At 43.2% G+C, this 14,752-nt stretch carries 12 protein-coding genes; 5 read left to right on the forward strand and 7 right to left on the reverse strand.

The features are described from left to right. The first annotated feature begins 44 nt into the window (after positions 1 to 44). The 5 genes from leuC (at position 45) to JMY02_RS03430 (ending at position 5,795) form a co-directional block, all read left to right on the forward strand. Entirely contained in the window at positions 45 to 1,463 is a 1,419-nt protein-coding gene (gene leuC, locus JMY02_RS03410) for a 3-isopropylmalate dehydratase large subunit (protein WP_201595166.1), read from the forward strand. Between the two features lie 42 nt (positions 1,464 to 1,505). Next, the gene (gene leuD, locus JMY02_RS03415) at positions 1,506 to 2,156 is read left to right on the forward strand and encodes a 3-isopropylmalate dehydratase small subunit (protein WP_201595168.1); all 651 of its coding nucleotides are present in this window, start codon (positions 1,506 to 1,508) and stop codon (positions 2,154 to 2,156) included. Positions 2,157 to 2,295: 139 nt separating this feature from the next. Next, complete coding sequence (locus JMY02_RS03420) at positions 2,296 to 3,030, forward strand: hypothetical protein (RefSeq protein WP_201595170.1); 735 nt, start codon at positions 2,296 to 2,298, stop codon at positions 3,028 to 3,030. A gap of 78 nt (positions 3,031 to 3,108) precedes the next feature. Continuing rightward, positions 3,109 to 4,212 (forward strand): 3-isopropylmalate dehydrogenase, encoded by a 1,104-nt coding sequence (gene leuB, locus JMY02_RS03425; RefSeq protein WP_201595172.1) that lies wholly within the window; start codon positions 3,109 to 3,111, stop codon positions 4,210 to 4,212. A gap of 278 nt (positions 4,213 to 4,490) precedes the next feature. After that, on the forward strand, positions 4,491 to 5,795 hold the full coding sequence (locus JMY02_RS03430; RefSeq protein WP_201595174.1) for a L,D-transpeptidase family protein: 1,305 nt from the start codon (positions 4,491 to 4,493) through the stop codon (positions 5,793 to 5,795). Positions 5,796 to 6,036: 241 nt separating this feature from the next. Here JMY02_RS03430 and infA read toward each other — a convergent pair whose 3' ends face one another. The 7 genes from infA to dinB form a co-directional block, all read right to left on the reverse strand. Then, on the reverse strand, positions 6,037 to 6,258 hold the full coding sequence (gene infA, locus JMY02_RS03435; protein WP_021814850.1) for a translation initiation factor IF-1: 222 nt from the start codon (positions 6,256 to 6,258) through the stop codon (positions 6,037 to 6,039). 121 nt (positions 6,259 to 6,379) lie between these two features. After that, complete coding sequence (truA, locus tag JMY02_RS03440) at positions 6,380 to 7,219, reverse strand: tRNA pseudouridine(38-40) synthase TruA (RefSeq protein WP_201595176.1); 840 nt, start codon at positions 7,217 to 7,219, stop codon at positions 6,380 to 6,382. Positions 7,220 to 7,262: 43 nt separating this feature from the next. Continuing rightward, on the reverse strand, positions 7,263 to 8,348 hold the full coding sequence (locus tag JMY02_RS03445; RefSeq protein WP_201595178.1) for an asparaginase: 1,086 nt from the start codon (positions 8,346 to 8,348) through the stop codon (positions 7,263 to 7,265). A 152-nt stretch (positions 8,349 to 8,500) separates the two neighbouring features. Then, positions 8,501 to 10,153, reverse strand: a complete 1,653-nt coding sequence (locus JMY02_RS03450) for a FimV/HubP family polar landmark protein (protein ID WP_201595180.1) — start codon at positions 10,151 to 10,153, stop codon at positions 8,501 to 8,503. Positions 10,154 to 10,204: 51 nt separating this feature from the next. Then, a complete protein-coding gene (locus tag JMY02_RS03455; protein ID WP_201595182.1) occupies positions 10,205 to 11,989 on the reverse strand; it encodes a type IV pilus assembly protein FimV in 1,785 nt (594 codons plus the stop codon). Between the two features lie 110 nt (positions 11,990 to 12,099). After that, positions 12,100 to 13,302, reverse strand: coding sequence for a tRNA preQ1(34) S-adenosylmethionine ribosyltransferase-isomerase QueA (queA, locus tag JMY02_RS03460; RefSeq protein ID WP_201595184.1), 1,203 nt, complete (start codon positions 13,300 to 13,302; stop codon positions 12,100 to 12,102). A gap of 173 nt (positions 13,303 to 13,475) precedes the next feature. Then, positions 13,476 to 14,561, reverse strand: a complete 1,086-nt coding sequence (dinB, locus tag JMY02_RS03465) for a DNA polymerase IV (protein ID WP_201595186.1) — start codon at positions 14,559 to 14,561, stop codon at positions 13,476 to 13,478. Positions 14,562 to 14,752 lie beyond the last annotated feature (191 nt).

Below are 14,752 nucleotides of genomic sequence, written 5' to 3' on the forward strand. Positions count from 1 at the left end.
AACGAAAAACTAAGTAATTAGTAACTTTAATAAAGGATAGCAACATGGCTGGTCAAACATTATATGACAAACTTTGGAGCGCTCACGAAGTCACTAAGCGTGATGATGGGTCGAGCCTGATTTATATCGATCGCCATCTGTTGCATGAAGTGACGAGTCCGCAAGCATTCGAAGGCTTGGAGCTGGCCAATAGAGCGCCGTGGCGCCTGTCTGCCAATATCGCCAGTCCAGATCATAATGTGCCTACAGTGACCAAAGAGCGTCTAGAAGGCGTTCCTGGTATTAAAGACAAGGTGTCACGTTTGCAAGTGGTCACATTGGATGATAACTGTACCAAATTTGATATTGCTGAATTTACCATCAATGATGCGCGTCAAGGTATCTTGCATGTCGTTGGTCCCGAGCAAGGCTTGGTATTGCCGGGTATGACGGTCGTTTGTGGTGATTCGCATACGGCAACGCACGGGGCACTTGGCTGTTTGGCGCATGGTATTGGTACGTCTGAAGTTGAGCATGTATTGGCAACACAGTGCTTGATTCAAAAGAAATCAAAAAATATGCAAATCCGTGTCACAGGCAAGCTTGGCGCTGGCGTGACCTCAAAAGACGTGGTACTCGCCATCATTGCAAAGATTGGTACTGCGGGCGGGACAGGGCACGCGATTGAATTTGCAGGTCAAGTGTTTGAAGACATGAGTATGGAGGGTCGCATGACTGTCTGTAATATGGCCATTGAAGCCGGCGCTCGCGTGGGTATGGTGGCTGTCGATGATACGACAATAGATTATGTCAAAGGTCGTCCTTATGCGCCAAACGAATCACAGTGGGATAAAGCGGAAGCTTACTGGCGCACACTGTATTCAGATGATGATGCGGTATTTGATACGGTAATTGAGCTTGACGGTAACCAAATAGCGCCGCAAGTATCTTGGGGAACCTCACCTGAGATGGTCGTTGATATTACGCAATCAGTTCCAACACCTGATCAAGCCATTGATGAAGCGCAACAAGAAGGTTGGTTGCGCGCTTATACGTATATGGGTTTAGAAGCTGGTCAAAAAATTACCGATATTCAGCTTGATCGTATATTTATTGGTTCATGTACCAACTCACGTATTGAAGATTTGCGTGATGCTGCAGCCGTTATCAAAGGTCGAAAAGTTGCAGACAATGTCAAAGAAGCCATCGTCGTTGCCGGCTCTGGACAAGTAAAGCAGCAAGCAGAGGCTGAAGGCTTGAATACCTTGTTTACCGAGGCTGGTTTTGAATGGCGCGAGCCGGGTTGCTCTATGTGTCTTGCCATGAATGCCGACAAACTTGAGCCACAAGAGCATTGTGCCTCAACGTCCAATCGTAACTTTGAAGGTCGTCAAGGTAATGGCGGTCGTACGCATTTGGTCAGTCCAGCGATGGCAGCAGCAGCAGCGTTAGCGGGTCACTTTGTAGATGTAAGAACATTTTAAGACTGATACGCATCAATAAAAATATCATTGATAGGACATTTTATGCAAGCTTATAACACCCAAACTGGTATTGTCTGCCCGCTTGATCGTGCAAACGTCGATACCGATCAGATTATTGCAAAACAGTTTTTGAAGTCCATTAAACGTACAGGCTTTGGCGTCAATTTATTTGATGATTGGCGCTATCTTGACGAAGGCTATCCGGGTCAAGACAATAGCACACGCGTTATCAATCCAGAATTTGTCCTAAATAAACCACGTTATCAAGGCGCGACTATTTTGCTGGCACGTCGAAACTTTGGCTGTGGCTCTAGTCGTGAACATGCGCCTTGGGCGTTGTCAGAATATGGTTTTCGTACGGTTATCGCGCCAAGCTTTGCTGATATTTTTTATAACAACTGTTTCAAAAACGGCATGCTCCCAATCGTACTAAACGAAGAAATCGTGGATACGTTAATGAAAGCCACGGTGGCCAATGAAGGCTATGAGTTGACGGCAGATCTTGAGCGTCAAGTAGTCATCACGCCAACGGGTGAAGAGCATCCTTTTGAAGTGGATGATTTTCGCAAACACTGCTTATTAAATGGACTTGACGATATTGGTCTAACCTTGCAGCAAAGTGATGCTATCAAGGATTATGAATATAAAATGATGCAGAAAACCCCTTGGATATTCAACGAAGTACGTGCCTAAATAGTGAATATATAGTTATTGCTCACAAAACTACTGAACAGTAGTAATGTGGCGTTGAGTTATGGTGGTGAACTGGCTAAAATGAATGAAAGTTTTTTACAACATTTTATTATTTTTCCTATGAATAGTAGCCACCATTATGAATAAAAAACGTTACGTCTTATGGAGCAGTACGATTTTTACTGCCAGCTTATTATTATCAGGTTGCCAGTTATTAACTGGCTATCAGAAAATAGATAATGCAGAAAGTGCTAATGCGTGGGTAGGTAAGATTCAGCCTATCGCTGGTGAAGTGAATATTGCCTGTGTCGGCACTTATCACTGTGAAATTGTGCGAATAGATAGAACATTAATCATTGCGCCGGATAGCCATGAACCAGTCAATCCCAGTATGGTAATGGGTTTGCCGGGTGATAATGGCGCTAAAGAAACTGCCAAAGCGCCAATGAATTTGGAGATGGCACCACTTACCAACAAAAATGCCATTAAAATAGTGCCATTGTCTGCATCGGCGATGCCAGGCTTGACCAATTATTATGCACGGGTGATGCCTGCAAAGCGTGAAATCCATGTGAATTTTTATCCAGAAAACAATAGCAGCTACGTTGAGCGTTTTGCAATGATTCATGATTTTTCTGAATCGGGTACTTATCAGCTGCGTGCTTATCAAAAAAAATCTGGTGAGAATTCTGGTAGCTTATTGGAAAATGCCTCACCTGAACCGTTATGTATTGAGCTGTTTAAAGGTAGTGAGGTGCAGCGCCGATTTTGCAAGCAACTGGGCGCCGAGCGTCAAGGCGAGTTTTTAGAAACCAGTATGATTCAGACGGTACAAACAGTATCTAAAAGTCAAAGTATAGTAAATAGAACATGAAAAGTTAAAACGGGTTAGCTCCTTCTACGTTATAACATACCCCAGTTAATAAGAATTTACCTACCCAAAAGGACCAGTATGGCAACGATTTTAACATTAGCAGGCGATGGTATCGGCCCCGAAATCATGACTCAAGCCATTGATGTGCTCGAAGCTGTCAATAAGCAGTTTGCATTAGGTTTGACCCTTGAATCTGGATTGATTGGCGGCGCGGCAATTGATGCCACTGGTGAGCCTCTGCCAGATGAAACGTTGGCGCGCGCACGAGCTGCAGATGCGGTATTACTGGGCGCTGTTGGCGGTCCTAAATGGGATGCAATTGAACGCAGCAAACGCCCTGAACGTGGTCTCCTTAAAATTCGCGGTGAGCTTGGTTTGTTTGCTAACTTACGGGTGGCAAAGCTATATCCGCAGCTTGTTAATGCATCAAGTATCAAACCTGAGATCATTTCAGGCTTAGATTTACTGATCGTGCGTGAGTTGACGGGAGGTATTTACTTTGGTGAGCCGCGTGGTATTCGCACACTAGAGAACGGTGAGCAGCAAGGCTATAACACTATGGTGTATAGCACGAGTGAGATTCAGCGCATCGGCAAGGTTGCTTTCGAATTGGCAAAAACGCGTGCGCAAGCAGCGGGTACAGCGCCAAAAGTTTGTTCAGTGGATAAGGCAAACGTCTTAGAAGTCACGGAACTGTGGAAGCAGACCATGACCCAGATGCAGCAAGCAGATTATAGCGATGTGGCGTTATCCCACATGTATGCTGATAATGCTTGTATGCAACTGATCAAAGATCCCAAGCAGTTCGATGTTATGGTGACGGGCAATATGTTCGGTGATATCTTGTCTGATGAAGCTGCTATGCTCACAGGTTCTATTGGCATGTTGCCATCAGCGAGCCTAGATGAAGCAGGCAAAGGCATGTATGAACCATGCCATGGCTCAGCACCTGATATTGCTGGACAAGATAAAGCCAATCCATTGGCGACTATTTTGTCTGTTGCCATGATGCTGCGCTATACTTTTAAGCAAGAAGAGGCAGCGCTAGCGATTGAAAAAGCGGTCAGTGATGTTTTAGATGATGGTCTACGCACGCTTGACATTCTAGATAGTAGCGAAGCTGGCCTCAAGCAAGTAGGGTGCCAAGAAATGGGTCAGGCAGTATTGGCCAAATTGCTATAAGTCGAGCGCTGCTTTAAATGTAAGTAGCAATTACCCAAGATGAGAAAACGAACCCATAAATTGCTTGGCAGTTTATGGGTTTTTTATGCCTAGGTCTTGAATCGCAGCTTATTGTAAACAAATTGACGCTTTTACTCATCCTATTAACAAAGATAGAGCAAGAATGGTCCGTTGGTAACATAAAGCCGTTAGGGAGTAGTGGTAGAGGTATGGCAAGATGTTTTTATAGTAAATTTGAATAATTTTTTTGATACACAGTGATGATTTAGGAGGGTTTTATGTCTCAACTACTTAAGGTGGGCAGCATGATTGTTGCCATGGGTACGGCGTCAGCGTTATTGGTTGGTTGCAGTGATGCCAATACTACTGATAATAGTGTACAAACGACTAATGCTAACCAGTCGTCTGAAAGGGATGCGACAGACAATAATACAGATAGTACCGCAGTAAATGTTAGTATGAATGCAGATACTGAATCTGAGGTGAATGGTAGTAGCAGCCAAAGCAGCGATATGACAAATACGGATGGTACAGGTAATGCCATAAATAATATGGACGGCATGAATACAAACAGCACAATGACTGATAGCAACGATACAAGTCCAGTTACCAATGGCGTTAGTCAACAACTTGAAGGCGACAGTAAAACTGCCAATTCGCTAAACAGATTACTACCCAAAATTAAATATACTACAGACAGTTTGTCGACGACTGCTAAAAAGGTCAATCAAGCAACATGGAAGGATGGCAGTAAGATTGATCGTAACGTCGGTACCAAGTTGCAAGCGCTATTGAACTGGAATCATAGTGGCGTTGGTGCTGTTGACGGCTACTGGGGAAAAAACACTCGTAAAGCCATGCAAGCGTTTCAAAAAGGGCAAGGGCTACCAGTAACTGAAGAAATGAATACTCAAACTTGGCAAGCTTTGACTAAGAATAGTTCCCTCATCTCACAGCCTGTGCTGGTAAGCTATAAGCTGACCGATAGCGATGTGAATGTCAAAACCATCGATATTCCTGCTAGTGCTGAAGCCAAAGCCAAGCTCGATGGCATGTATTATGAAAGCGTCCTTGAAGCCTTGGGTGAAAAATTTCATATCAGTCGGGACTATCTCAAATCGCTCAATCCCAATGCCAGCTTCAAAAGTGGTGAGACAATCATCGTCTATAATCCTGGTAACCCTAACACCAAACCAGTGAGCCGTGTAGTCGCTGACAAGTCCACTCAAACGCTTTATGCTTACGATGATAATGACAATCTGATCGCAAGCTATCCGACGACAGTGGGCAGCACGGCAACACCGTCTCCAACAGGTACGCATCAGGTCAAAGTCAAAATTCACGAGCCCAACTACACCTATACTGGTGATGATGGTAAAAAGTCTGTCATTCCGCCGGGCCCCAACAATCCTGTTGGTGTAGTATGGATTGGGCTGAGTAAGCCCTCATACGGTATTCACGGCTCACCCGATCCTGAGCGTATTAGTCGTCAAGCATCAGCGGGCTGTGTCCGTCTAACCAATTGGGATGCGCTCAGTCTTTTGGGTGTTATTGAAAATGACGCAACCGTTGAGTTTAATTGAACGAGAAAATATAGACAAAAAAATACCGCTGAAATTTAGCGGTATTTTTTATGGTAAGAAAAGACAGCTTATACTAAATAACTAAAACATTGATAGGCAATAATGAGCAGGTGAACGTTTTCATTATTATTATCAGTTAAACCACCCAAGCGTCTATATCAGTTATCAGCGAAAAAGTAGCTATTCGGCTATTGGCTGTATCTTTACAAATACGTTAATAACCATTGTAGTTAACAAGTATTTAGTTCTTACCACGGTAAGTGATGCGACCTTTAGATAGGTCATAAGGTGTCATCTCTACCTTAACTTTATCACCCGTCAAGATACGAATATAATGTTTGCGCATCTTACCTGAGATATGAGCAATAATTTCATGTCCATTTTCTAAACGAACTTTAAACAAAGTGTTAGGAAGGGTGTCGATGACTTCGCCTTCAAATTCAATAATATCGTCTTTTGCCATAATTTGTATCAATCAATTAAAAATAAGCCCATATTATACGTAAGTTAGCAGATTAAAGCAATACAGAACCTGCTTTTGACTTGACAGCATGTAAGTGATATGTATGCCAACTTGTATTGATTTATTCGGGCAGATTTAGCCAAATAGGCGTGAGAGGGGCGTTCGGTAATAGTTTCTGGAAACGCTCAGGGTAGTAAGCATTAACAAAATACAGGCCATCGCCAGAAGCAGTAGGCGGTGCAATCGTGCGATCTTTTTGATGCAAAATACGTAAAAAATCTTCTGGTTCCAGCTCATGTCTGCCAATAGCATATAGCGTGCCCATTAAATTGCGCACCATATGATGCAAAAACCCATCTGCTTGAATGTCAAAGACCATAAATTGACCATGAGCGAACAGGTTGGCGTGGCTGACACTGCGTACTGGTTGATTGGATTGACAGGCGGCAGCGCGGTAGCTGCTAAAATCGTGAGTACCAACGATATCGGCAGCAGCTTGCTGCATCGCTACTAAGTCGAGAGGCTCATAAACATGAGTCACTTGATGATTGAGTATCGCAGGGCGCTGGGCTTGGTTGAGGGTGATATAACGATAACGACGGGCAATAGCACCAAAGCGCGCGTGAAAGTCGGCTGGCATTGGTTGAATCCATCGAAGGGCAATGTCATCAGGTAATAAGCTATTCACACCGCGTAACCAGTTGTGCGTGGGACGATATGCACGAGTCGTAAAATGAGCAATCATATTGCTGGCATGCACGCTGGCATCAGTACGCCCAGCGGCGATGACTTCTACTGGTTCATTAGCGACTTTGCCGATAGCTGTCTCTAACGCTTCTTGTACACCCAGCACTTCTCGTTGCCGCTGCCAGCCATGGTAATGTGTGCCCAAGAACTCAATAGCAATTGCTAAGGTATAAGTGGGTAAACATTCAGTTTCAGTAATTTCATTCTCAGACATTATAGTTTTTAAGCTCATGAAGTTAAAAGTGTTTGAGCATCGTTTATCGTTTTTTGATACTTGTTCCAGCCTGATTGACATTATTTAACCAGCGCTGCCGACGTCTTGCTGGACTGTCATAACGCAGCAGCAACCATAATAATCGTGCATAAATAGCGGGAATGGTCAAACGCCCCCCAGCAATCACATGATGGTCATATTGCCAACTGCCAGCGGCATAACTGTCGCTAACCCCGCCAAAGGGGCACTGACTGCCACCTATCACCATGTGTCCTTTTTTGTGGGCAAGCTCTAGTGTTTCTGCTAGCGCTGCTGAATAAGGAACATTGCCTGAACCAAATCCTAGCAGGATGATGCCACATGGCGGCTGTGTTAATAATGCCTGTAGCTGATTATTAATGACTTCGGCATCATTAGGCAGACAATATAGCGCATGGATACGCGCGTGCTCGGCGCGCGTTTGAATGCTACTCAGTACTTTTTGCTGATCATCAAGCCAATGCTGCCGACGGATATCTGGTAGATTTTTTATATAACTATTGGCTGGATATGCTGCCCGAAAATGACCTGTAAATGCCATCAAGTCATGACTGTGAATTTTTTGTACGGTTTGTGCAGGCCACGATTCACCGCCAAAACCAATTCTGACGCCTGACTCACCAGCCGCCGCCAATCTTAATGAATCATTGAGGTTGTCCCAAGCATCACTGTGAGTATCGATACAGTAAGAGTGGAGTACCTCACTGTCTAATAGAGGGCGCATACTTGCGGTTAAAATGACACAAATATCGCTACTTGCAAAAGCTTCTGCTAAAAAAGCGCCTAGATAACTTAAAGTATCAGTGCCAGTGATTAAAACAAAACGTTTATCACCTTGTGCATAAGCGGTCAGTAGCAATTGATAGAAATGTATAAAATCGCTGGGGGTAAGTTGGCTACTGTCTTTAATCAGCGGATTGTCTAACCATGAAATGGTTGGTAAGTTGGCAGCATTGTCTTGTTCTAGTAATAGTTTTTTTAGAGTAGGTAAAAATACTTCTGCTGACAATGGTGCTAAAGGTCGCCCATAGCTACCAAAAGTACCACCAGCATAAATCAGTTGAATAGGGTCAGATACGGTCTTTGTCATAGCAGCGGCTGGCATAATAGTGGCACAATGAAAGAATGTGAAAGATAAGGAGCCCAATAATAGATAATATCAAGGCTAAATGCAAAAAAATCAGCCAGTATTCTACATCTTATAACCATAGAATACTGACTGACAAGAGACCCAATTATTTATTATGCGGTACGCTCAAGTAATAATTGTGCTTGTTTTTGCTGTTCGCTGTTGCCTTGGGTTATCACTTCAGTGAGCAAGCGTTTGGCACTGTCATATTCACCCAATTGTAGATATTGACCAGCCAAATCTAAAGTTACCTGATTACTGTCTAACGATTTTACAAAATCAAAGTCTGCTGCAAAACGCGCTGAAAAATCGTCTGGTGTTTCAACATCTGCTTCAGTAGCAATGTTGGTGTCGATTTCGACTGGAGCTTCTGGAGTGGTTGCTACCGAGGAGCCAGCTTCAAAGTCATCATCTAATAGAGTATTATCATCGAATAATAAAGGCGCAGTTGGCGTGATGCTTGACGATTCAGTAAGAGAACTTTCTAAATTATGTTCATCGAATGATTGTTCTTCAAGGTGAGTAGGTTCAAAATTACTGTCTTCAAGACTGCTCTCTTTAAGATTACTCTCTTGAAAGGTATCATCTAACGTGTGGTCTTCAAAGCTACTGTCTTCAAGCACAAAATTGTCGATATCATGACTTTGTTCGAGGGTAGGCTTCTCGTTTTCTAATACAGTCTCTGTGCTATTCGAGTTATCCGCTTCATCAAAATCTTCTAAAGATAATGTGAAGTCATCTTCAATGTTTTGAGTGGTGTCGACAGTCACGGCTTCAACAATTGATTTTTCCGTATTTTCATCAGCATCAGTTGTCAAGTCATCAAAGTCTAAAATAAACTCTTCGTGATCTGACGCCATTGTTTCGGTAGCGCTCTCCGCTGTATTCGACGTGACAGAAGGTTCTGATGGCGCATTGTCTGCTTCAGAGATATCAAAACTAAAATCGAAGTCGCTAATATCTGTATCTTCAATGGCATCTGTACTATCAGTAGTAGGTGTATCAAAGCTTTTATCGTCTGACATGTCTAATGATGTGGCGGTAGTAGCAGGTTCGTCGAAATCATTCTCGAAGTCGCTTAGCGTAAGATCAAAGTCGTCTTCTACATTGTCGGTAGTAGAGTCAATCTCACCCCGTTCATTTGATAATACTGGTGTCTCGACAGACTCATTTATCAAGGGGCGGCTGCTATTCTCCGCAGATGCTTGCTCAGACTGAGTCTTATTATTATCGATTTGGGTGGGTGGCGGTGGTAAGTCGAAATCTATACTTTCGAAATTGGTATTGTCTTCTGCCGGTACTTCTTGTGCGAATACTGAATTTTGTTCTTCAAAATACAACCCTTTTAACTCATTTGCTCGTGCGATAGCATCTGAGTCGTTATGCGCCTTGATAGCCTCGTAAACGGTATTAAAGCTTTCGGGTTGATCGATGGTAGCGTAGATGCTAAGTAGCTTAAGAGACAACTGACTATCATTCGGTTTTTCGTTAAGCCCGCGATTGAGCGTTTCAATGGCTTTGTCATAGCGCTGCTGATCCATAAAACGTTGGGCAATCATAATAGGATCGAATTTATTGTCATCTGTATGGCTTGGGGCAGGCGTGTCGTAATTTTTTTTAGTTGTCGTGTTTTGGGTAGCGGCATTCTGTGTTGGTATGACATGCGGCGGCACTGAAGGTTTCTGTGCTTTGTTTTTGCGCAATACTAAACCAGCTACTAATAAGATAAGCACCAATCCGGCGATGATATATAGCATATTGTCCATAGTTTTTCCCACGCCTATGATCATGGCATACTGCGTTGATCAGTCAGGCAATTATTGATTGCGTAGTTTTTTGAGACGAGCTTGTAGCTCAGCCAGTTTTTGATTCTGTAATTGAATTTTTTTAGTATAACTGTCAAGCGCACTACTGGTTTTTGACAAGCGCTGAGCTTGTGACGCTGTACTTTGTCTTGATGCTTTAAGCGTTGCTAATATATCGGTACTGAGGCCGTTACCTGTTGTCGCAGCTGATTTTACTTGCGTACCTTCTGCGCTACCATTGTTATCAGGAGCGAGCACTGAAAATTGTGCTTTTGGCAGTGTTTGCGTCTTAGTAACTGTTGGTTTTTCACGCACTTTGGCCGCTTGAGTTGTCTCAGAGGATTTTTTAATGGAGGTCTTAGCAGTCTTTGTTGCTACTGGGGTGTTTGCTCGGCGGCTATATTGTCTTTGTGCACTAATAGCAGCTTCTAAATTATTTTGAGAAGGTAAGACATCATAACTGGGTAAGCTCAGCTTGGCGTCAGCCTTTAATTGACCAGCGTCTTTATTAATAAATGCGTCAGGGTTTTGTGACTGGATTTCTTTCATCACGGTTTGGATATCTAGATTATTTTCCTGCGCGATCTGCTGCGCGATAACCCACAGGCTATCGTTGCGTTGTACTTGATATTGGGCTGTGGTGCTATTCGTTGCCTTATTGGCAGAAACAGCGGTATTCTTGACGGTACTAGGCGCTGTAGATGCAACAGCGTTAGCAGTCACATTGCTCGTTGCAGCAGTTGCAGTGCTGGTATTAGTATGGGGATTTAAGACATTAGTACTATTGTTATTTGGCGTTGGTATGGTTGGGGAAGCCGCCATCATACCAACATCTACCTGACTACTCGGCTGTATTTGACGAGTGACTTGTATGTTTAAAATGTCTAACTGTTTGTCTGTAATGATAGCTGTCTTAGGCTTATTGTTTTCCGTTAACATTGCTTTGTCACGGAGTGTGGCTGCGTCATTCGTAATGGTTTTATTACCCATCACATTATTGGCTGTATTTTGAGTAGTATTGCTACCAATGTTGATTGTCCCAATATTTTTAGCGTTATTCAAACGACCATTATCTAAGCGGCTAGAGGCATAAGTAAGGTTGTTGTTTTGCGATGTAGTAGTCACAGTAGGTGCTTGAATACCAGATGTGTTGATACTGGGCGCTGGCAATCTAGAAGCTATCAATTCGCTCGTCGATGACTTGGGTGTTGATGACTTGGGTGTTGATGACTTGGGTGTTGATGACGACTGAGATACTGCCATCAATGGCGGCGGCGCACCTTCTCTCACCGTCAATGGTTTGGCATTATTTGCCGACACACTTGGTAAGTTGGGTTTTTTGGCACCTGTTACGATGTCTTTAGGCATTGCAATGGGTAAGCTAGTATCGAGTGGCATCAATAACGTTTTAGGAATGACATTGCGCTGACCATTATCCTCTATCGCCAATACGACATCAGCAAATGGCTTAGAAACGGGTTTTGAGGTGGTAATGAATACTTGGCCGCTGGTCGCTGAGGTAGGTCTAAAACTTACCATCATCGAATCAGTGGGCGTCAACCCCATTTGTTGATAAATAATCGGATTTGCCAAACTTGCTGAAAAATCAGCTGAGCGAATATTAGTGACTACAATACTGGCAGCTAGGGGCTCATGTTGGGCAGAAGTCACCACCGTTTTGCCAATCGTTGCAGCCTGTGCAGTTGATGCTAGAGTGGCATAGCCTACAGAACAAAGTAATGCCATCGATATCGCGCGATGTACAGTAGTCAAGCGATGAGAGAAATGACAAGACATGAGCCGCCCTTTAAGATATAAGTTGTCTTTGCTGTTATAACAAAATACCGTTTAGTTTACCAGTTTATTTCACAACTGTTGTGTCCAATATAAAAATGTTTGCGTTATGTTCACTCTGCTTTTCTGTCGAGCAACATCGCATCACCATAACTAAAGAAGCGATATTGTTCTTTGATCGCATGTTGATAGGCGTGTTCAATGGCCGCTTTACCAGAAAATGCCGACACCAGCATCAATAGTGTTGATTTAGGCAAGTGAAAGTTGGTCAATAAGCGATCTATAACACCAAATCTAAACCCAGGATAAATAAATATGTCCGTATCGCCTGACCAGCTAGAAAGCGCTTGCCCATTTACGGCTGTTTTTTGATACGCTGTTTCGAGGACACGCGTCACGGTTGTACCAATGGCGATAACTTGGTTACCATTTGCATGGGTTTGATTAATGAGTTCAGCGGTGGTTTGTGGCAGATGCGCATATTCGCTATGCATGGTGTGATTCAGTAAATTGTCTGTTTTGACTGGTGCAAAGGTACCCGCGCCCACATGCAAAGTAACAAAAGCCGTGTTAACGCCTTTTTCTGCCAGTTTACTGAGTATTGACTCATCAAAATGCAAGCTTGCCGTGGGTGCCGCCACACTTGCGAGTTTGGCTGGATCATGAAAGACCGTTTGATAACGGGTATTATCGGTATCATCAGCATGACGCTCAAAGTAGGGCGGAATAGGCAGCTCACCATAAAGCTCTAAATGTGGCAAGATAGGTGCATCAAACGCCAAAATAAATAAGTTGTCTTGACGACCAATCATCACCGCCTGCATATGACCATCGGCAAGTTGCAGGCGTTGACCGAGCTTGAGCGCTTTACTTGCCTTAACGTGGCAAAGCGCGATATGTTCTTTATTAACGGGCGTACCGTCTATAGCCTCTAAATGTAAGCTCGCTGTATCCAAATCTGAGAGGGTCACCAAGCGCTCAATCAGCGCTTCAAGCTTACCGCCCGTATCTTTTTGACCGAATAGTCGTGCTTTCATGACTTTGGTATCGTTAAATACAATGAGATCGCCAGTATTCAATAAATCAGGCAATTCAGCAAACAAACGATCCTCTGCGCTGGCCGTATTTTTTTGCTTATCAGCGGCTAAGTACAAGAGTTTTGAGGCTGAGCGCTGCGCCAACGGGTAGCGAGCAATAAGGCTGTCTGGTAGCTCATAATCGTAATCGGCAACACTCAAATAATCTAAGATAGCGTTATCTGTATTGGTATCAATCAAGGTATGGGTAGCAGCATTTGGCACGTGAGAATGGGTCATAATAAGTCTTTAAATGAATATAGATTTTGGCGTAATTGTAGCAGAAACGCCGTTATGAAAGGACAGTTTAATAAGCACACATTTGCATAAAATTTATCTGAATGACCTAAATAGCCTAAGCATTAATTGCCAAAGATAAATAGTAAAATGTTTTGCCATAATTACATATAAAATCACTCAAATAAATTCAGCTGGGGCAGTAATTGTGCGGCAGGAACTAATGAAGAAAAAGTCACACCGACCAGTCGAATAGGCAGCTGGCGCGGAATGTCTGAAAATAATTTATCTAACCAATAATGGGTAGATTTGGCGCTATCAAACGCTGTTGATAGCGTGTGTGAACGGGTGATTTGCGTAAAGTCTGCATATTTTATTTTGAGTGTGATGGTATAGGCAATCAGTTGTTTTTTTTGCATTTGATTAAAGGCATCTGCGTTTTGCTCATAGATTTGTATGCGTAACTTATCATCATCATTTAAATTGTCTCGAAAGGTGGTCTCCGAACCGACAGATTTATGCGTACGCTCAGATTTTACAGTGCGTTCATCACGGCCATGAGCAATGTCGTGATAAAACTGTCCACGCTTACCGAATTCCTGTACCAATATAGTAGACGACATAGACCGAAGGTCAGCACCATTATTCACACCCATCGCATGTAAACGCTGGGCAGTTGCCTTACCAATACCGTGAAAGCGCTCAATAGGTAGCGTACTAATAAAGTCATCGGCATCAGTTGGCGTGATTACGGCTATGCCATTGGGCTTATTGATATCCGATGCAATTTTAGCCAACATTTTGTTAAATGACACCCCAGCAGATGCTGTTAAACCAGTGTGTTCTAGGATTTGAGCTCTGAGCCAATTGGCCATTAATGTCGCTGAACCTTGATGAATTTGCAGCCCAGTGACATCAAGATAAGCTTCATCCAATGACAATGGCTCAACATGGGGCGTTAAGCTGTGCATAATTTTGCGGATATCATTACTAACGGTTCGATAAACCTCAAAGCGCGGTCGTACAAATATGACTTCTGGACAACGTTTACGCGCCTCATAGCAAGACATAGCAGAACGCACGCCAAATTCTCGTACTTCATAACTGGCAGCCGCGACCACACCGCGACCGTTGGGGTCACCTCCAACGACCAATGGCTTACCACGCAGATCAGGAAAGTCACGCTGCTCAACGCTGGCGTAAAAAGCATCCATATCTATGTGAATAATTTTACGAGGGCTAGAATTGGTAGAGACTGTCATAATCATTATTTTACCCGACTCAACTGCCTCATTTCAGTATCAATTGTTAGGAATATCATTCTTATGAAATATAAAATATTTGTTCATTCTAAATGACTTATACGACCGTTCGTCTTAATATTTTACCGTTTGTCATAAATACATGTATAACTGTTACAGTTTTAATGCTGTTGTTTTACAATTAAGTATCC

Source organism: Psychrobacter vallis (assembly GCF_904846715.1).
Classification (GTDB): domain Bacteria; phylum Pseudomonadota; class Gammaproteobacteria; order Pseudomonadales; family Moraxellaceae; genus Psychrobacter; species Psychrobacter vallis.